Source organism: Rhodanobacter umsongensis (genome assembly GCF_042654965.1).
GTDB lineage: Bacteria > Pseudomonadota > Gammaproteobacteria > Xanthomonadales > Rhodanobacteraceae > Rhodanobacter > Rhodanobacter umsongensis.
The window spans coordinates 279,600-298,388 of the sequence record NZ_JBHSMK010000003.1 but is presented as its reverse complement, the minus strand read 5'-3'; the positions used below and the strand labels follow the sequence as shown (position 1 = coordinate 298,388).

15 protein-coding genes are annotated in these 18,789 nt (G+C 67.7%); 9 read left to right on the top strand and 6 right to left on the bottom strand.

The window, feature by feature from the left end; translation table 11 throughout:
* Nucleotides 1–155 precede the first annotated feature (155 nt).
* Together ACFPME_RS06575 and ACFPME_RS06570 are read left to right on the top strand one after the other, a co-directional pair.
* Entirely contained in the window at nt 156–2,195 is a 2,040-nt protein-coding gene (locus ACFPME_RS06575; protein ID WP_377303329.1) for a transglycosylase SLT domain-containing protein, read from the top strand.
* Nucleotides 2,196–2,217: 22 nt separating this feature from the next.
* Nucleotides 2,218–3,153 carry a complex I NDUFA9 subunit family protein gene (locus ACFPME_RS06570; protein WP_377303327.1) on the top strand — a complete coding sequence of 312 codons (936 nt, stop codon included), beginning with the start codon at nt 2,218–2,220 and terminating at the stop codon, nt 3,151–3,153.
* A 15-nt stretch (nt 3,154–3,168) separates the two neighbouring features.
* Here the strand turns inward: ACFPME_RS06570 and ACFPME_RS06565 are convergent, their stop codons facing one another.
* Nucleotides 3,169–4,767: a tetratricopeptide repeat-containing sulfotransferase family protein gene (locus ACFPME_RS06565; RefSeq protein ID WP_377303325.1), complete on the bottom strand. Its 1,599-nt coding sequence runs from the start codon at nt 4,765–4,767 to the stop codon at nt 3,169–3,171.
* A 186-nt stretch (nt 4,768–4,953) separates the two neighbouring features.
* On the opposite strand from ACFPME_RS06565, the gene ACFPME_RS06560 reads away from it, so the two are divergent.
* The 3 genes from ACFPME_RS06560 to ACFPME_RS06550 all read left to right on the top strand — a co-directional run bounded on the left by ACFPME_RS06560 (nt 4,954) and on the right by ACFPME_RS06550 (nt 9,357).
* A complete protein-coding gene (locus ACFPME_RS06560; protein ID WP_377303323.1) occupies nt 4,954–5,649 on the top strand; it encodes a class I SAM-dependent methyltransferase in 696 nt (231 codons plus the stop codon).
* A 211-nt stretch (nt 5,650–5,860) separates the two neighbouring features.
* Nucleotides 5,861–7,096 (top strand): multifunctional CCA addition/repair protein, encoded by a 1,236-nt coding sequence (locus ACFPME_RS06555; RefSeq protein WP_377303321.1) that lies wholly within the window; start codon nt 5,861–5,863, stop codon nt 7,094–7,096.
* Nucleotides 7,097–7,167: 71 nt separating this feature from the next.
* A complete protein-coding gene (locus ACFPME_RS06550; RefSeq protein WP_377303318.1) occupies nt 7,168–9,357 on the top strand; it encodes an LTA synthase family protein in 2,190 nt (729 codons plus the stop codon).
* Between the two features lie 31 nt (nt 9,358–9,388).
* On the opposite strand, the gene ACFPME_RS06545 is transcribed toward ACFPME_RS06550, so the two are convergent.
* Both ACFPME_RS06545 and ACFPME_RS06540 read right to left on the bottom strand, forming a co-directional pair.
* Nucleotides 9,389–10,582, bottom strand: a complete 1,194-nt coding sequence (locus ACFPME_RS06545; RefSeq protein WP_377303316.1) for a class I SAM-dependent methyltransferase — start codon at nt 10,580–10,582, stop codon at nt 9,389–9,391.
* A 145-nt stretch (nt 10,583–10,727) separates the two neighbouring features.
* Nucleotides 10,728–12,905, bottom strand: a complete 2,178-nt coding sequence (locus ACFPME_RS06540; protein ID WP_377303314.1) for a TonB-dependent receptor — start codon at nt 12,903–12,905, stop codon at nt 10,728–10,730.
* A gap of 177 nt (nt 12,906–13,082) precedes the next feature.
* Between ACFPME_RS06540 and ACFPME_RS06535 the strand changes: the two genes are divergently transcribed.
* Both ACFPME_RS06535 and ACFPME_RS06530 read left to right on the top strand, forming a co-directional pair.
* Complete coding sequence (locus ACFPME_RS06535) at nt 13,083–13,856, top strand: hypothetical protein (RefSeq protein ID WP_377303312.1); 774 nt, start codon at nt 13,083–13,085, stop codon at nt 13,854–13,856.
* A gap of 73 nt (nt 13,857–13,929) precedes the next feature.
* On the top strand, nt 13,930–14,676 hold the full coding sequence (locus ACFPME_RS06530) for a pteridine reductase (protein ID WP_377303310.1): 747 nt from the start codon (nt 13,930–13,932) through the stop codon (nt 14,674–14,676).
* Nucleotides 14,677–14,692: 16 nt separating this feature from the next.
* Here the strand turns inward: ACFPME_RS06530 and ACFPME_RS06525 are convergent, their stop codons facing one another.
* The 3 genes from ACFPME_RS06525 to folB all read right to left on the bottom strand — a co-directional run bounded on the left by ACFPME_RS06525 (nt 14,693) and on the right by folB (nt 16,477).
* Nucleotides 14,693–15,553: a DUF6159 family protein gene (locus ACFPME_RS06525; protein ID WP_377303308.1), complete on the bottom strand. Its 861-nt coding sequence runs from the start codon at nt 15,551–15,553 to the stop codon at nt 14,693–14,695.
* 72 nt (nt 15,554–15,625) lie between these two features.
* Nucleotides 15,626–16,114, bottom strand: coding sequence for a 2-amino-4-hydroxy-6-hydroxymethyldihydropteridine diphosphokinase (gene folK, locus ACFPME_RS06520; protein ID WP_377303306.1), 489 nt, complete (start codon nt 16,112–16,114; stop codon nt 15,626–15,628).
* Between the two features lie 3 nt (nt 16,115–16,117).
* Nucleotides 16,118–16,477 carry a dihydroneopterin aldolase gene (gene folB, locus ACFPME_RS06515; protein WP_377303304.1) on the bottom strand — a complete coding sequence of 120 codons (360 nt, stop codon included), beginning with the start codon at nt 16,475–16,477 and terminating at the stop codon, nt 16,118–16,120.
* Nucleotides 16,478–16,572: 95 nt separating this feature from the next.
* Here folB and dbpA point away from each other — a divergent pair, with 95 nt between their 5' ends.
* Nucleotides 16,573–17,952, top strand: coding sequence for an ATP-dependent RNA helicase DbpA (gene dbpA / locus ACFPME_RS06510; RefSeq protein ID WP_377303302.1), 1,380 nt, complete (start codon nt 16,573–16,575; stop codon nt 17,950–17,952).
* 32 nt (nt 17,953–17,984) lie between these two features.
* On the top strand, nt 17,985–18,770 hold the full coding sequence (locus ACFPME_RS06505; RefSeq protein ID WP_377303300.1) for a glutaminyl-peptide cyclotransferase: 786 nt from the start codon (nt 17,985–17,987) through the stop codon (nt 18,768–18,770).
* Nucleotides 18,771–18,789 lie beyond the last annotated feature (19 nt).

Below are 18,789 nucleotides of genomic sequence, written 5' to 3'. Positions count from 1 at the left end.
GACGAAAAGCGGGTGAAGCTGTTGACGGCATGCCTATCCCGGAGAGCGGAAGATGAAGCGTGTCAGCTTAGCAGGCGCGCCGACGCCGCTGCCTCGCAACGGGTCGTCGCGGGGCATCGACTACACTGGTCAGCGGATCGATCGCAGGAGTCTTCATGTTTGCTTCAACCCCATCGCGGCGCGTCCTGTTGAGCTGGCTGCTGCTGGCCATCGCCTGGTGGCTGACCGGTGCGATCGCGCAGGCCGCCGAACCCGGCCAGCGCGCCGCCTTCCGGCTGGCCTATGCCGCCGCGCAGCAGGGCGGCACGGGCTGGCAGGCGCCGGCGGCGGCCCTGCGCGACTATCCGCTCTACCCGTACCTGGAGGCGGCGGCGCTCGAGCACGACATCCAGCAGATCGACCGCGTCACGGTGGAGCAGTACCTCACGCAATATCCCGACTGGATCCCCGCCGCCGACCTGCGCCGCGATTTCCTGCGCGAACTGGCGCGCCGGCAGGACTGGACCGGTTTCCGCGCGCTCTACCAGCCCGGCCTCGGCGACACGCTCGCCTGTGACGCCTTGCAGGCACGGCTGGCCGGCGGCGACGCGCTGAACTTCGACGCGGATCTGGCTGCACTCTGGGCCAAGCCGGACCTGCCCGATAGCTGCGCCCCGGTACTCGATGCGGCCCACGACCAGGGCCTGCTGACCAGCGCACGCCTGTGGACCCGCATCGATCGCGCGGCCGACGCGGGCCAGCCCGGCACCATCGCCAGCCTGGCCGGCTGGCTGCCCGCGGACGAGCGCGCCAGCGCGCAGCAACTCGCGCTGGCGCTGCGCGATCCGGCCGCCGCGCTGACCAGCGCGGCCAGCTGGCCGGACACTCCGCGCGCCCGGCATGCCGCCACGCTCGCGCTGACCCGACTGGCCCGACGCCAGTCCGCCAGCGCCGATAGCGCGTGGCAGCAGCTGCAGCCGCACTTCAGCTTCAGCGAGCAGCAACGCAACGCGGTGCTGTACGCGCTGGCGCTGTTCCACGCCACCGATTTCGATGATGGTGCTCTGGCCCGGCTGATCGCCCTGCCCGCCGCGGCGCAAACCGAAGCCAGCCGTGAATGGCGCGTGCGCGTGGCGCTGGCAAGGCAGAACTGGACGGCGGTGCTGGCCGGCATCGACGCCATGCCGGCCAGCCAGCAGCAGGAGGGCGAGTGGCAGTACTTCCGCGCCCGCGCGCTGACGGCACTGGGCCGCTACGAGGAAGCGCACCGGCAGCTCGCGGCGCAGGCCGGCAACGCGACGTTCTTCGGTTTCCTCGCCGCCGACCGGCTCGACCAGCCGTATGCGATCTGTCCGCTGAGTCTCGCCGACGACCCGCAACGCGAACAGGCGCTGCTGGCCAGGCCCGGCCTGCAGCGCGCGTTCGAACTCTACGCCGTCGGCCTGCCCAAGCTCGCGCGGCGCGAGTGGTCGCAGGCGCTGCAGGGCGCCGATCAGTCGACCTTGCGCGTGGCTGCCGACCTGGCCAACCAGCGCGGCTGGTATGACCGTGCGGTGTTCACCTTCAGCAGTGGCGACGCGCTAAGGCTGTACGACCTGCGCTTCCCGCTGGCCAGCCAGGACGGCCTGGTGCCGCAGGCCGAGCAAGCCGGCGTCGACCCGGCCTGGGCCTACGGCATCCTGCGCGCCGAAAGCGCATGGATGAGCGACGCCCATTCCGGCGCCGATGCCCGCGGCCTGATGCAGCTGCTGCCGGAAACCGGCGCGGCGGTTGCCCGGCGCCACGGACTCGACTGGGGTGGCGGCGACACGCTGTACGACCCGGCCATCAACATCGCGCTGGGCACGCGTTACCTGGCCGAGCTGGCCGAGCGGTTCGGCGGCTCGGCGTGGCTGGCCAGCGCCGCCTACAACGCCGGCCCGAACCGCATCGACCAGTGGCTGGCCGCGCGCGGTTCGCTGGCGCCGGATCTGTTCGTGGCCACCATGCCGTTCAAGGAGACCCGCGAGTACGTGGCCCGGGTCATGGCCTTCAGCGTGATCTATGACTGGCGACTGCATGGCAAGGCGGTGTCGCTGGCTGCTCGCATGGGCGCCATCGGACAGCCGTATGGACGGCCAAACGGAACCGCTCCACACCGCGTGGTCGCCTGCTCCGCCGGCGCCCCATCCGCCGCGCCGGCCGCTACCTCCAGCACGCTCAGTGCCTCGCCCTGAACTCATCCCGAGGACCGCTCCCATGGCCGCACAGCAACTCGTCATTCTCGGCGGCACCGGTTTCGTCGGCAGCCACCTGGTGCCCCGGCTGGTCGCCGACGGCCATCGCATCGTGCTGCTCTCGCGCAATCGCGAACAGCATCGTGCACTGGGCGTGCTGCCCGGGGTAAGCATCCGCAGCGTCGATGTCTATGACGACGACGCCCTGCGTCGGCAACTCGTGGGCGCCGACGCGGTGATCAACCTGATCGGCATTCTCAATGCCGGCGGCAAGCACACTTTCCAGCGCACGCACGTGGAACTGACCCGGCGGCTGGTTGCCCTCTGCCAGGCGACTGGCGTGCCGCGACTGCACCAGATGAGTTCGCTGAAGGCGGGCCAGGGCCTGTCGCAGTACCTGAAGACCCGTGGCGAGGCCGAGATGCTGGTGAAGGCGTCGGCGCTGGACTGGACGATCTATCAGCCCAGCGTGATCTTCGGCGCCGGTGACGGGCTGGTCAGCCGCTTTGCGACCCTGCTGCGACGCATGCCGGTGTTGCCGCTGGCGCGTGCCGACGCACGCATGGCGCCTACCCATGTCGGCGACGTGGCCGAGGCGATCGCGCGTTGCGTCGACAGCGAACGTGCCTCCCGGCGCACCTACGAGTTATACGGTCCGGAGGTGCTCACGCTCGGCGAGATCGTGCACAGGATCCGCGATGCGGCCGGAGTACGCACGCCGATCATCGCGCTGCCCGACAGCCTCGGCCGGTTGCAGGCGCAGTTCGCCGAGCTGTTGCCCGGCAAGCCTTTCTCGCTGGACAATTTCCGCTCGCTGCGCACCGACTCGGTCGGCAAGGTCGACGGCTACGCCGCGCTCGGGATCGTGCCGCAACCGTTCACGGCATGGCTGCCGGTGCTGCTCAACGAGCCCGCCCGGCAGCGCCGGCTGGCACAGGCGAGATCATCGCACCGGTGAGCCGCACGGCGCCGCTCAGCGCGCGACCGTCCCGAGCAAGGCGCGCAGCCGCTGCAGGCTGTCCCCGTACCATGCACTGCGCGCGCTGTCCCGGCGCAGCAGCTGCTCGGTCGAGATGCCGCCGGGCGAGTGCGCATCATCCGCTGCACGCGCCGGCCGAATGCAGTTTGCATCGAACGGCAAACCGCAGAACGCCAGCAGCCGCCGCACCCGCACTTCGGGGTCGACCAGCCAGGACTCGTAGTCGTGCTCCAGAAGGCGGGCGGGAAACAACCGCTGCCAGTGCCGACTCAGCCGATCGTAATCGCGCCAGTAGCCGACCATGTGGTCGAGGTCGTAACTGAATTCGTTGCCGCTGACGAACAACTGCCGATAGCAGGCGAAGCAGCTTTCGAACGCCTCGCGTCGGCTGTTCACCACGCGCGCGCCCGGCAACATCGCCAGCGCCGCGCCCACCAGCTGCCAGTTGGCCGTGTTCCGGTCGACGTAGTGCGACAGGTGCCCACGCCGGCCTTCGATGCGCGCCAGGTAGGCATGTCCCAGCCGCGACCAGTCAGCCGCCGTCGCCGAGCCCACCCACCGCGGAAACGGCTGCCGACGCCGCGCCGACTCGGCATCGAGGATCTGCCCCAGATCGGTCCCCTCGGCGGCGGCCACCGCCTGCGGATGTGAGGCGAGGATCTGCTCGGTCAGCAAGGAACCCGACTGCGGCAGCGCCACGATGAAGATCACTCCGTCCCCCAGCAGCGGATCCGTCGCCTGGATCGGTTCCGGGAAAGCCCGGACGACTTCATCGACCCGGGCACTCGCCAGCATGGCGTTCCAGTTCAGCTGCCGCTGCTGCAGTGCGTTGGCCTTGTGCAAGGCACGCAGCGCCGAGCGCGGGTCGTGCTGATCCTCCAGCGCCCGCACCAGCGCGAAGCCGAGCGAAACGCGCGCGGCGATGCTTGCCTGTGGCAGCCGCAGTTGCTGCTGCAGCTGCGCCACATCGACCTCGGTGAAACGCTCGACATCGAGATTGGCCAGCCCGAACCAGGCGCTCGGCTGGCCGGGTTGCCGGTGCAGCACCTCGCGATAGTTCGCGCTCGCCAGCGCCGCCATGCCGAGGCTGGCCTGGGCTTGCGCCAGCACGATCCGCGCGGACACATGCTCCGGGTCGACATCCAGTGTTCGCTGCAGGGCGGTGATCGCCCCGGCCGGACGTCCCTGCAGCATGTACATCTTGCCGAGGTTGAACCATGCCGGCGCGAAATCCGGCACCATCGCGCAGGCCCGCCGCAGCCACGCCACGGCCGCCTCGGCATCGCCGCTGGCGTACAGGGACGTGGCCAGGTTCATCCGGATCAATGCGTCACCGGGGCGCAGATCGTGCGCCTGTCGCAGCAAGGCCAGCGCCGCCCGGTAATCGCCCCGCAGATGCTGCATCAGCCCACGCATGCGCAAGGCCTCTGCGCAATCGGGCTCCAGTGCCAGTACGCGGTCCAGGGCCACTGCGGCCGCCGCCGGGTCCTGACGATCCAGCGCCGCCGCCGCCGCTTCCAGCAGGGTACCTGCCGCCGGCGACAATCCCACGGCACGTCCCTGCATCAACGGATGCGCATGCCTTGCCGTCATGGTCGAAACTCCCCCTGCCCCGCCAGTCTCCGCATGCCAGCTTACGTGAGGGCGATGGCCACATAAAGCGGGCCGTCGGCTTCAGCCCCGCCTGGCTTGCACGGGAGATGGCAGCTCCACCGCGAAGGCCTGCTTCCGCTTGCAGTTGGTTTATTCTCGGCGTTTGTTTGCCTCTGGAAAAAGACGATGAATGGCCAACAGGGAGAGTTCTCGACCGACTGGTTCCATCACAACATTCCGCATTGGGAACGCTGGCTCTCCCATCTGCGCGGAAAGCCGGAGCTGCGAGCATTGGAAATAGGCAGTTTCGAGGGCCGCTCGACCATCTGGCTGTGCGACAACATCCTCACGGCGCCAACCAGCAGCGTCGATTGCGCAGACTTCTTCCAGCACGATCCGGTCTACGGTGACTACCACGCGCGCTTTCGCAACAACACCGCACCGTGGCGGGACAAGATCCATGAGTATGCCGGTTCAAGTTTCGACGCATTGCGTCGGGTCAGCGGGCCCTACGACATCATCTACATCGATGGCTGGCACTCCGCATTTGGCGCACTCGCCGATGGCGTGATGAGCTGGCCCCTGCTGAAGGTCGGGGGCGTGATGATCTTCGATGACTATATGTGGGCGCCGCCGAAACTGGGGCCGCCGCGGCGACCCGGGCGGCTGATCCGCAAGTGGCTCAAATGGCATGGCCGCAATTGGCTGCATGAAGCCCTGGTCAAGCAGATTGCCAGCGTGGCGCTCGACACGCCCAAACTTGGGGTGGACGGCATGCTGGCGACGCTCGCCGGCTACTACGAGCTGCTGGGCATCACCAATCAACTCGCGCTGCGCAAGACCCGCGGCTTTGACCAGGGACAGGTCGGTCACGACACCTGAACGCCCGACTGATTTCCGTTGCCGCGACCGCAGGCGACAGGAACCGTCGTTACGCCATCACTCCCTGATCGCAACGCCGCCGCGCGAGGCGTTGCGCTTGCATGCGCGCGGCTCGCGTCGCGAGGAATGGCCGGGCTTTCGAACCCTCCCTTTCGGAGCGCTTCACGAGCCCGGCCCTCGAATCCATCCGGCGCATGGCAGAATCCCGCCCATGCACATCTATCTGGTCGGCGGCGCGGTCCGCGACACATTGCTGGGCCGGCCAGTGGTCGATCACGATCACGTGGTGGTCGGCGCTCGGCCGGAAGAACTCCTGGCGCTGGGCTACAAGCCGGTGGGCAAGGACTTCCCAGTGTTCCTGCACCCCGAGACCGGCGAGGAATACGCGCTGGCGCGCACCGAGCGCAAGAGCGGGCGCGGTTATCGCGGCTTCGTGGTTCAAGCCGATGCGACGGTGACACTGGAGCAGGATCTGGCGCGGCGCGACCTCACCATCAACGCGATCGCGCAGGACGAACACGGCCTGCTGACCGACCCCTACCACGGCGTGCGCGACATCGGGGCGCGCGTACTGCGGCATGTGTCGCCGGCGTTCGTCGAGGACCCGGTGCGCGTGCTGCGGGTGGCGCGCTTCGCCGCGCGCTTCGCACCGCTCGGCTTCACCGTGGCGGCCGAGACCATGGCGCTGATGCAGCAGATGGTGCGCGATGGCGAGGTCGATCATCTGGTGTCCGAGCGGGTCTGGTCGGAAACGCGCAAGGCGCTGGGCGAACCGCAGCCATCGGCGTTCCTGCGCGTACTGCGCGAGGCAGGCGCGCTGCGCGTGCTGTTTCCGGAAATCGACGCGCTGTACGGCGTACCGCAACGCGCCGAGTTCCACCCGGAGATCGATACCGGCGTGCACCTGGAGATGGTGCTGGACGCGGCGGCGAAGCTGGCGCCCGGCGACGACCTGGTCGGCTTCTGCGCGCTGGTGCACGATCTCGGCAAGGCGCTGACCCCGGTGGACGAGCTGCCGCGGCACGTGGGCCACGAACATCGCGGCGTGGCACCGCTGCGTGCGCTGGCGGCACGCTTGAAGGTGCCGACCGAGCATGCGGCGCTGGCCGAGCTGGCGTGCCGCGAGCATCTGAATGCGCACCGCGCGTTCGAATTGAAGCCCGCCACCGTGCTGAAGTTGTTGAACGCCCTGGACGCGCTGCGTCGCCCCGCACGGCTGGATGCATTCCTGGCGACCTGCGAAGCGGACAAGCGTGGCCGGCTCCGCCACGAACACGACGCCTATCCGCAGGCAGCCTATCTGCGCGAGGCGCGTGCCGCCGCGGCGGCCGTCGATGCCGCGGACTTCGTGGCACAGGGGCTGACTGGTCCGGCCATCGGCGCGGCCATGACGGCCGCCCGCGTCGCCGCCATCAACGTGCTGAAAACTAACCAATCGCCAAGCTGATCCGCGGTATAAAGCCCGGATAGGTATCGCCCGCAAGGCGTCCGCCGATCTCACTTTTGCTGGAGTTGCCCGTGCCGAGCGCATTCACCCCGACTTCCCCGCTGCGTCAGCGGTTCCGCCCGCTGTGGTGGCTGGCCATCACCTTCGTGGCGATCTCGTTCGTCACCCGCGTGGTGCTGCTGATCATGTCCGGCAATGAAGTGCCGCACACGCCGCTGAACCTGCTGTACGCATTCGGCGTGGGTCTGGGCTACGACCTGATCACCTTCATCTACGTGGCGTGGCCCCTGGTGCTGTTTCTCTGGTTCGTGCCGACGCGGTCCGGGCGCATGCCGGGGCTGTGGCGCTGGCTGCTCTCCGCCGCCGCCGCGGTACTGGCCTGCGCGCTCTGCCTGGGCGTGCTGCACCTGATGTATCACGCCACGCTGAAGACGACCTGGCCGGTCATCCTGCCGTTCCTGTTCGTGCTGCCGCTGGCGGGATTCACCTATACCTCGCGCGCGGGCCAACGGGTGCTGTACGGCTTCGCGTTGCTGCTGCTGTACGCGCTGTTGTTCGTGGCGGCGTCGGAGCTGGTGTTCTGGAACGAGTTCAGCGTGCGCTTCAACTTCATCGCGGTGGATTACCTGGTCTACACCAACGAGGTGATCGGCAACATCCGCGAGTCCTACCCGATCGGCCGCTGGCTGGCCTTGCTGGTGGCTGCCGCGCTGGTGGCGTTCGCGATCGGCCGGCGCGGCCTGCGCGCGCGCGACGACGGCAGCCGCTTCTGGCAACGCGGCAAGGTGGCGCTGTTGTGGCTGCTGCTGACCGTGCTCTCGCTGGCCGCGAATGGTGGCATGAAGGACCGCACCGGCAACAACTACGTCAACGAGCTGGCGGGCAATGGCATCTACCAATTCTTCAACGCGTTCCGCAGCAATCACCTGGACTACGCGAAGTTCTACCGCACGCTGCCGGACGAGCAGGCGTTCCGGCGGGTGCGCGAAGGCCTCAAGACGCCGGACGCAACCTACCTCAGCGATGATCCGCACGACCTTACCCGCGCGATCCGCCGCGTCGGCCCGGAGCAGCATCTCAACGTGGTGCTGATCAGCGTCGAGAGCCTGTCAGCCGACTATATGGGCACGTTCGGCAACAAGGAGAACATCACCCCGTACCTCGATTCGCTGGTCAGTCAGAGCCTGTTCTTCGACAACCTCTATGCCAACGGCACGCGAACCGTGCGCGGGCTGGAAGCGCTGTCGCTGTCGGTGCCGCCGACGCCTGGCGACTCGCTGTTGAAGGAGCACAACAACGAAGGCCTGTTCACGCTGGCCAACGTCTTCAACGATCGCGGATACCAGTCCGATTTCGTCTACGGTGGCTATGGCGAATTCGACAACATGAATTACTTCTTCAGCCACAACGGCTACCGCACGATCGACCGCCGCGACATCGCGAAAGGCACCACGATCCATAGCGAGAACGTCTGGGGCGTGGCCGACGAGGACCTGTACACGCTGGCCCTGAGGCAGATGGACGACGCGCAGGCCGCCGGCAAACCGTTCTTCCTGCATATCATGACCACCTCCAACCATCGCCCGTACACCTTCCCGGAAGGACGAGTGAAACAGGCCCAGCTCAGCCGTGCGGGCGCGGTGGCGTATACCGACTGGTCGATCGGCGACTTCATCAGGCGCGCACGCGCGAAACCGTATTTCGCCAACACCGTGTTCGTGATCACGGCCGACCACTGCGCGGCCAGCGCCGGCAAGACCAGCGTGCCGATCAACCGCTATCACGTGCCACTGTGGATCTACGCGCCCGCACACATCGAGCCGCAGCGCGTGCAGCGCTTGATGGGCCAGGTCGACATCGCGCCGACCGTGCTCGGGTTGCTGAACTTCAGCTACCGCTCGCGCTTCTTCGGCTACGACCTGTTCCAGCTGGAGCCCGGCCGCGAGCGCGCGTTCCCGGCCACCTACGAGAAGCTGGGCTACCTGCACGACGACGTGCTCACCGTGCTGGAACCGCAACGCAAGCTGGAGCAGATGAAGCCCGACTACGCCACCGGCGATGCCACCGCGATCACGCCGCAGAACCAGGACCAGATCGACCAGGCGATTGCGTATTACCAGGTGGCCAGCGAGCTGTTCCGGAGCGGTGGCCTGGCGCATCGACCCGCCGATTCGACGCCCGTGGAGCCGCTGCCGGCACCCACGGCAACACCTGCAGCGAGCGGCTCGGCGCCGGCTCCCGCCAGCAGCGCCGCGCTCTAGCTGCAGCAGAAGCGGCACCCGCCAGCGGCTCCTACAATCGACCGCCCTGATCGGCGGTCATCAGTTCGGCCGGCAGCGGCAGCACGTCGAGGCCGCGCGCCAGCAGCATCGCCTGGAAGCGTTCGCCCATCTGATCGGGCAGCATCAGCTTCTTCACCTGCTGCGCCAGCCGATAGCGGCTATGTTCGTCGGCGACCTTTGTCTGCTCGCTTTCGAAAATGTCCTGCAGGCCGGCGCCGATCAGGAACTGCGCTTGCGGCAGGTAGGCCGCCACGCCAAAGCCTGCGCTGTTGCCGGCTTCGGCCAGCGCGGTGAAATCGACCGACGCGGTGAGGTCGTTCATGCCCGGCAGGTACAACGGGTCGTTGTGTGCATGGTGGCGGTAGTGCGCCATCAGCGTGCCGTCGTCGCGCTCCGCCAGGTAGAACTCGCGGCGCACGTAGCCGTAGTCGACGAACAGCATCAGCCCGGCAACCTGCGAGCCGGCGACCGCCTGGATCCAGTACGGCAGCTGCGGCAGGATCTCCGAGCGATAGCCATCGGCAAGGTCGGCGCCGAGGTCGCGCTCGACATGGCGCACGGCGGCGGTCACCAGCGCATCGGCCGGGCGGTCGACGCGCAGTAGTCGGCCTTCGCCATCCAGCGCCACGTATTCTTCGTAGACCTCGCCCTGGCGCATCGCGAAGCGCGTGGCGGGCAGCGCGTCGATCACCTCGTTGGCGAACAGCACGCCGCGCCAATCGTGCTCGGGCGGGCGATCCAGCCATTGCACGCGGGCGTTGAGTTCGGCAGGAAGATTGGCGCGCAGCCGCTCGCGCTGGCGCTCGCGCAGATCGGCGCTGGGTTCGAGGATCAGATACTGCCGCGGCACGGTGCCGCTTTCGGCCAGTGCCTTCAGCGCGGCCTCGGCGAAGGCGCCGCTGCCGCCACCCAGTTCGAGAAAATCGGCATCGTCGCCCAGCATCGCCAGGGTCGGCTGCACCGCGCGGACCACGCAGCGTGCGAACAGTTCGCCCAGCTCCGGCGCGGTGACGAAATCGCCGGCCGCGCCGAACTTGGTGCGTCCGGCGCTGTAATAGCCCAGCCCCGGCGTGTACAGGCAGCGCTCCATGTATTGCGAGAACGGCATCGGCCCATGCGAGGCAATCTGTTCGCGCAGCACCTGCAGCAAGTGATCGGAGTGCGCGCGCTCGTCGACGGAAGGTTCGGGGAGGCGGGAGGGCATCGGTCTTGCCGGTAGCGGAAAATCGCGGCAAGCATAGCGGATGGGACCAGCTCGGCAGCGCAGGAGCAGGCTGCGATGGAGCCCTGCGAGCACGCGCCCATCATTCCCGCTACCGGCGATGGGAGCAGGATACGTCGCGCGACGATCAGAAATCCCTCTGCACGCTCAAGTAGACACCGCGGCGCGGGCCGAACTGCGGCGCGCCGACGCCGATGCCGCTGCCGTCGCGCAGCTCGTAGCTGCGGTCCAGCACGTTGAGCACGGCCAGCTGGGTGTGCAGCTTGCCGAAGCGGTCGAAGGCGAAGTCGTGCGACAGGTTGAGGTTCAACTGGAAGTACGCCGGCAGCGAGGCGCCGTTCGGCACGTCGCCGTCCTTGCGCAGACCGCTGCCGAACAGGTAGTCGGCGCCGACGCCGGTGCTCTCGTTCAACGCGTAATGGATTCCGCCGGACGAAGTGAGCTTCTGATCGTGGTCGAGGAAGATCCAGTGGTTATTGACCCAGGCCAGGTCGTCCGACGCGAAGTTGTACTGGCTGGTGACGATGCGCTTGCCGATGGCCTTGCCGAGCGACGCGTTGAAGTAGGCGGACAGCGGCCCCTGCTCGTAGTTGACGGTGAACTCCAGGCCCTTCACCCGGCCGGCGGCGTAGTTGAAGGTGGAGTAGACCAGTGCGGAGCCGAACTGGCCCTCGTCCTGCAGGCGCTGCACCTTGCGGTAGTAGGCGTCCACGCCGACGGTCCAGGCCGAACCGAGGTTCTGCGAGATGCCGGCATCGAAATAATCCGAGCGCTCGGCCAGCGGCGTGTTGTTGCCCATGTCCGACACGGCGTTGGTGGTGCCGTCGAACTTGGCGATGTTCGAGCTGGCGATCATCTCGGTGGCCGGCGGGGTGAAGTAGCGCGAGTAGCCGGCGTGCACGGTGGTGCTGCCGGTGGCCTGCCAGACCAGGCCCAGGCGCGGACTCAGCTGGCTTTCGCTGCGCGCCAGCTGGTAGCGGTCGCCGCGCAGGCCGTAGTTCAGCGTCCACTTGTCGCCGAGGCTCCATTCGTCCTGCACGTAGGCCGACCACGTCTTGGCGGTGAGGCGACTGTTGTCGAGGATGTTGATCGGCGTGGTGCTGGCCTGGTTGCCATCGGCATCGGCCGGGAACACCCACGCGTCGTTGCCGCTGACCGCGCGCTCGAAGCTGCCGTAGATGCCGTAGCGCAGCGTGTGGCGGCCGCCCAGCGGCATGGCGAAGTCGGCCTGCAGGGTGCTGGCGCGGTTGCTGCGGGTCACGTCGGAGGCGACGCCGTTGAACATCAGCTCGCCGATCCGGTCCGGCGCATAGGCGAGGCGGCTGTAGCGCTGGCCCACCGACACCTGGTAGTCGGTCGCACCCAGCTTGCCCTGCAGCGCCAGCACGCCGAAACGGGTGTTCTCGCGCTGGCGTTCGTCGAGGTTGGCGGAGTTGAAGTCGACCGTATCCAGATAGCCGAACTGCGGCATATAGCCCGGCCGGTTCGGGATCTGGAAGCGGTTGTTGGCGACGCCGAACAGGAAGCTCAGGCGAGTGTCGTCGTCGATCAGGTAGCTGATGTCGCCGAAGCCCTTCACCTGGTTGGTGCGGTCGTGGATCGGCTTCCGGCTCGGCGTGGGATTCTCGATGCCGGCATCGTTCTCCAGGTAGTTGCCGGTGAAGAACCAGCTCCAGCGATCATTGCCGCCCCAGACCGACGCGTTCGGATTCAGCGTACCGTTGCTGCCGCCGGTGATGCCGACGCTGCCGCCGTTGCCCAGGTCGTGGCCGCTCTTCGTGGAGATGTCGACCACTGCCGCCGTGCGCAGGCCGTACTGCGCCGGCAGCGCGCCATCGAGCAGCTTCACGTTGTCGATCGTGCGTGCGTCGAGGCTTTGCCCGAAGCCGCCGATCGACTCGGGGATGATCACGCCGTTGATGCGGTACTGCAGGTTTGCGTGGTCGCCGCGCACGTGCAGGCCGCCATACGAATCCTGCACCACGCCCGGCGCCTGCAGCAGGACTTGGTTCATCGGCGTGGATGCACCCAGCGGCAGTTGCGAAATCGCCTTGTGGTCGATCACGTACTGGCTGCTGCCGGTGCCTGGTGACAGCGCATTGCGCGCCCGGTCCAGCGCGGCCGAGACCGAGATCGCGCCAAGGTCCTGGACCCCGGCTGGTTGCTTGGTGCGGCTGCCGCTGCCGCCCGGATCGTCGCCATTCGCGGTGGGGGCGCCGGCCATGGCAGGCGCTGGGTCGGTGGCATGAACTGTGGTTGTTCCAAGGGCTGCGGCGAGGCTCATAGCAAGCAGGGAAGACTTCATGGGATTCCGGCGGGATGGAGAATGATCTTGTTTGTAATGTTATAACATTACCTACAAGATCCCACCCGTCCCTGCGCCGGAAAGTCGCGCCTGCCGGGGACGCCGTTGATCCCCGCTTCATCCGGCGTCCCTAGACTGCCGAACGCATGCTGCATCCCGACAACTATGGAGCCACGCATGACCCCGTCCAGCCAGCAGGTACCCGCCGTCATCGCGCCGGTCGAGCACGGTCGGCTCACCGAGGCGATCCTCGATTTCGTCAGCCAGGTGCCCAACAGCAAGGTCGGCAGCAGCAAGGATCCTGCCAGTGAGTCCCGTCGGCTGGCCAATCGCGCGGCGCAACGCGCCGCGCTCACCGCTGGCTCGCTGGCGCTGCCGCCGGGACCGCTGGGCTGGCTGACCCTGCTGCCGGAATTGATCGCGATCTGGAAAATCCAGGGACAGATGGTCAGCGACATCGCCGCCGCCTACGGCCGCCATGCCACGCTGGAGCGGGAGCAGATGATGTGGTGCCTGTTCCGCCATACCGCCGCGCAGGCGTTCCGCGATGTGGTGGTGCAGCTTGGCGACCGGCTGGTATTCCGGCGCATGTCCTATGGCATCGCCCAACGCGTGGCGAAGAAAATCGGCATCAAACTCACCCAGCGAACGATCAGCAAAGGCATTTCGCGCTGGCTGCCGGTGATCGGCGCGCTCGGCGTCGGCGCGTATGCCTATTACGACACCGGGCAGGTAGCCAGCACCGCGATCGCGATGTTCGATGGCGAAATCGCGATGGAGGAAACGGCCGCCGGAACCACCGCCAAAAGCGCCGCTCCGAAACGGAAGGCCAGGGCCACGCGCATGGTGGACAAGCTGGTGGACAAGGCCGTGGCTGGCGCCGCGCGCAAAGTCGCGCGCACGGTGCACAAGGCGAGCAGCAAGAAACCACGCCAACCGAAAGAGGAATAGCGGCACCGCCTGCGGATGACTCCACCGGCGCTTTGCGGCAAGCTGTGGACTGGATATTTGCCGGAGCCATCGCATGCCGCCACGCCATGCTCGACCTGTCGCGCTGATCACCGGTGCCGGTCGTCGCGTCGGCGCGGTGATCGCGCGCACGCTGCATGCGGCCGGCTACGACCTGGCGCTGCATTACCGCCGATCCATCGAGGACGCCCGCCTGTTGGCCGACGAACTGGAGCAGCAACGCGGCGGCAGCACCTTGCTGCTGCAGGCCGAACTGGCCGAACTGGCGGCATTGCCGGCGATGATCGAACAATTGCTGGCGCACTACGGCCGGCTCGACGCGCTGGTCAACAACGCCTCGGCGTTCTTCCCCACGCCGCTGGGCACGGCAACGCCGCAGCAGTGGAGCGCGTTGTTCGCCTCCAACGCACAGGCGCCGTTCTTCCTCAGCCAGGCGGCGATCCCGGCGCTGCGCGAGGCGCGCGGCGGCATCGTCAATATGATCGACATCTATGCCGAGCGGCCGCTGGCGGAACACACCGTGTACTGCATGGCGAAGGCCGCACTGGCCGCGATGACCCGCTCGCTGGCGCTGGAGCTGGGGCCGGAGGTGCGCGTCAACGGCGTGGCGCCCGGCGCCGTGCTGTGGCCCAGCGACGGCAAGCCGTACGCCGACCAGCAGGCGATGCTGGAGCGCACGCCGCTGCAGCGCGCCGGTACGCCGGAGGATGTGGCCGGCGCGGTGCTGTGGCTGCTGCGCGATGCGCCGTATGTCACCGGGCAGATCATTCGCGTCGACGGCGGGCGCACGCTGTCGGTGTGAATTTCGCGGCGCGCGGCTATTTTTTCTTCGGAGCGAAGGCCTGCTGCAACAGGGCCTGATCGAAACCGACGCTGGCTTCGCCCGCTTCCGCGTAGCGGTACAGCGCGGCCGAATAGATGCCCTGCAGCGAGGCCTGAATCAGCCCGAGCAGGGTCAGCCCCATTACCACCACGGCCACCGCCAGCACGATCGCCACGGCCGACTGCAGCACGACCGCGCCGCCGATCAGCAGCGCACCGAGCAGCACCGCCAGCATCATCACCAGGCCGAACACCACGCCGATGCCGCCTTTGCCGATCAGGTTCTCGCCCCAGCTGCGCTTGAGCAGCTCCACGCTGCGCTTGACCGCGTCGACCGGGCCGACATCCTCGCTGGCCAGGATCGGCACGACCAGGAAGGTGGCCACAGTCCAGGCCAGGCCGATGAAGCCGACCACCAGCCGGCCGATCAGGCCGAGCCGCTCCTGGATCATCCGCAGCAGCAGGCCGACGGTGGCGGCGATCAGCGCGTAGCCGAGGATCTGCGGCAGCTTCGCGCGGGCCAGCGCGAAGCCGGCGCCCACGCTGGTCGGCTCGCCGCGCAGATGCATCAGCGCCACGCCGGTCAGCGCGGTCTGGAAAAAGATGATCACGAAGTACTGCACCAGGTAGAAGCCGAACATCAGCAGGTAGGCCCCCGCGGACATGCCCTGCTCGAACTGCTGCCCGGCGTGCTCGTTGCCGATCACCATCACCCCGACCGGGATCAGGAAGCTCGCCGCCACCAGCAGCGTGCACAGCCCCGACAGCAACGGAAACACCAGCAACGACTTGTCCGAACGCAACACCGCCGCGCTCGCCTTCAGCAATGCCCAACTGCGTGCAAATTTACCGGCCATGCGTATCTCCCCCTTCGTCCGTGGATCGTGAGTGCGCCCTTTCTAGCACCCCGTGCACACGCGCGACAGTGCTCAGTCCGGCAGCGATTCGGCCTGCAGCAGCTCGTGCCCCGGCGGAAACGCCGCCCACAACTCGGCCATGCTCAGCCCGCTGACGGGATGCCGGAACGCCGGCGCGATGTCCGCGATCGGCCGCAGCACGAACGCGTGCCGCAGTTCCTTGCGCGGGATCTGCAGGTGACCCGGGCCGTCCAGCACCAGCGCGTCGTAGAACACGATGTCGACGTCCAGCGTGCGGTCCGAATAACGCGGCACATCGCGGCGGCGGCCGTGGCGATCCTCCAGCGCGTGCAGCCAGTCGTTCAGCGCTTCGGGCGACAGCTCGGTATCCAGCCCCACCGCCAGGTTGACGAAGTCGGCGCCGTCGAAACCCACCGGCTTGCTGCGATAGGCCGGCGACACCGCGATGTCGCCGAAGCACTCGCGCAGCTCGTCAATTGCCGCGGACAAGTGATGTTGCGGTTCGAGATTGGAGCCCAGGCTCAGATAAGCGCGTGCCATCGGTCAGTCCGGCCGCGTGCCGCGTTCGATCCGCACGCCGACCGCTTTCGCGCCGCGCACGGCGCCCGGCTTGGACAGCTTCACGCGCACCCAGCTCACCCCGAACTCCTCGCGGATGATCGCCGCGCAGCGCTCGGCCAGCGTCTCGACCAGGCCGAAGCTGGACTCGCCCACGTAGCCGATCAGGCGCTTGGACACATCCTTGTAGTTGAGCGTCTTCTCGATATCGTCGACGGCGGCGGGCACGGTGTTGTCGAACGCCATCTCGATGTCGAACGACAACGTCTGCCGCACGCGGCGCTCCCAGTCGTAGATGCCGATGACGGCGTCGATGCGCAGGTCTTCGATGAAAACGGTATCCATGGCGGCGATCACGAGGGGCGGAGCCGTACAGGGTCCGCGAGCCGGCCGCCGGATGCAAGCCTGTGGCGCGCCGGCCGCCATGCGATCATGTGCGGATGACCACGTTCAGCATGCTCCCGCTCAAACCCGCCCTGCTCGCCAGCGTCGAGACGCTCGGCTACACCGAGATGACCCCGGTGCAGGCGCAAAGCCTGCCGCCGATGCTGCAAGGGCGCGACGTGATCGCGCAGGCGCAGACCGGCAGCGGCAAGACCGCGGCGTTCGGGCTGAGCCTGCTGCAGTCGATCGACGTGGACACGATCCGGCTGCAGGCGCTGGTGCTGTGCCCCACCCGCGAACTGGCCGACCAGGTCAGCAAGGCGATCCGCAAGCTGGCCGCGAACATCCCGAACGTGAAGCTGCTGACTCTGTGCGGCGGCATGCCGCTGGGACCGCAGCTGGCCTCGCTGACGCACGATCCGCACATCGTGGTGGGCACGCCCGGCCGTGTGCAGGAACATCTGAAACGCGAAAGCCTGCATGGCGGCGGCATCAAGGTGCTGGTGCTGGACGAGGCCGACCGCATGCTCGACATGGGCTTTGCCGAGGCCATCGACGACATCATCGGGCGCATCGCGAAACATCACCAGACCCTGCTGTTCTCGGCCACCTATCCGGACGAGATCCGCGCGGTGAGCCGGCGCGTGCAGAAGGACCCGGTCGTGGTCACGGTGGACGCCCCGGCCGAACAGAAGCCGGCGATCGAACAGCAGTTCATCGAGGTGGATCCGGCGCAGAAGCTCGATGCGCTCGGGCAGTTGCTGGCCGGCGAGCGCGGCGAGCACGCGCTGGTGTTCTGCAACATGCGCCGCGACGTGGACGCGGTAGCGCAGGAACTGGACCGCCGCGGCTTCTCCGCGCTGGCCCTGCACGGCGACATGGAGCAGCGCGACCGCGACGAGGTGCTGGTGCGCTTCGCCAACCGCAGCTGCGCCGTGCTGGTCGCCACCGACGTGGCCGCGCGCGGGCTGGACATCGTCGCGCTGCCGCTGGTGCTGAGCTACGACATCGCCCACGACCCGGAAACCCACACCCATCGCATCGGCCGCACCGGCCGCGCCGGCGAATCGGGCCTGGCGATCACCCTGTGCACGCCGCGCGAGCGGCCGAAGGCGGCGAACATCGAGCAACTCAATGGCGCGCCGCTGCCATGGCGCACGCTGAAAGTCGCGCCGCCGCGCGGCAAGACCCTGCACCTGGCGCCGATGAAGACGCTGGTGATCGACGCCGGTCGGCAGGACAAGCTGCGCCCCGGCGACATCCTCGGCGCGCTCACCGGCGATGCCGGGCTGGAGGCGAAGGACATCGGCAAGATCGACGTGTTCGCCACGCGCGCCTATGTGGCGATCAGCCGCGCGCTGGCGAACAAGGCGCTGGAGCGCTTGCGCGCCGGCAAGATCAAGGGCCGCAATTTCCGCGTGCGCCCGCTGGCCTGACCGCCACCCTTCCCCCTGCAAGAAGCTGACCGATGATCCGATCGCCCGGCCTGTCCCTGACCTTTGTTGCCCTCGTCCTGCTAGGCGGCTGCGCGCAGGCGGCCACGTCCATTCCCGTCTACAACTACAAGGTCGTGCACAGCTATCCGCACGACACCGGCGCCTATACCGAAGGCCTTTTCTACAAGGACGGCTATCTCTACGAAAGCACCGGCCAGGCCGGCAGCTCGACGGTGCGCAAGGTGGATCTGCAGAGCGGCGAGACGGTGCAGCGCTACAGCGTTCCGTCGCAGTATTTCGGCGAGGGCATCGTGGACTGGAAAGACCGGCTGGTGCAGCTCACCTGGCAAGCCCAGACCGGCTTCGTCTACGACCTGGCCAGCTTCAAGCTGCGGCGCACGTTTACCTATCCCGGCGAAGGCTGGGCGCTGACGCGCGATGATCATCACCTCTACATGAGCGACGGCTCGGCGGTGCTGCGCGTGCTGGATCCCGAGTCGCTGGCCTCGACCGGCAGCATCCTGGTGACGGCCGGGGGCGAGCCGGTCACCAACCTCAACGAGCTGGAGTGGATCAAGGGCGAGATCTACGCCAACGTGTGGCTGACCAATCGCATCGCGCGGATCGATCCCGCGACCGGTCACGTCGTCGGCTGGATCGATCTCGACGGGCTGTTCGACATCAATCAGCTGCCCGATCCCGGCAACGACGTCCTCAACGGCATCGCCTACGACGCCGCGCACGACCGCCTGTTCGTCACCGGCAAGCGCTGGCCGGCATTGTTCGAGATCACGCTGGTGAAGCGGCCCGCGCCATAGCGCCACATCACGACGCATC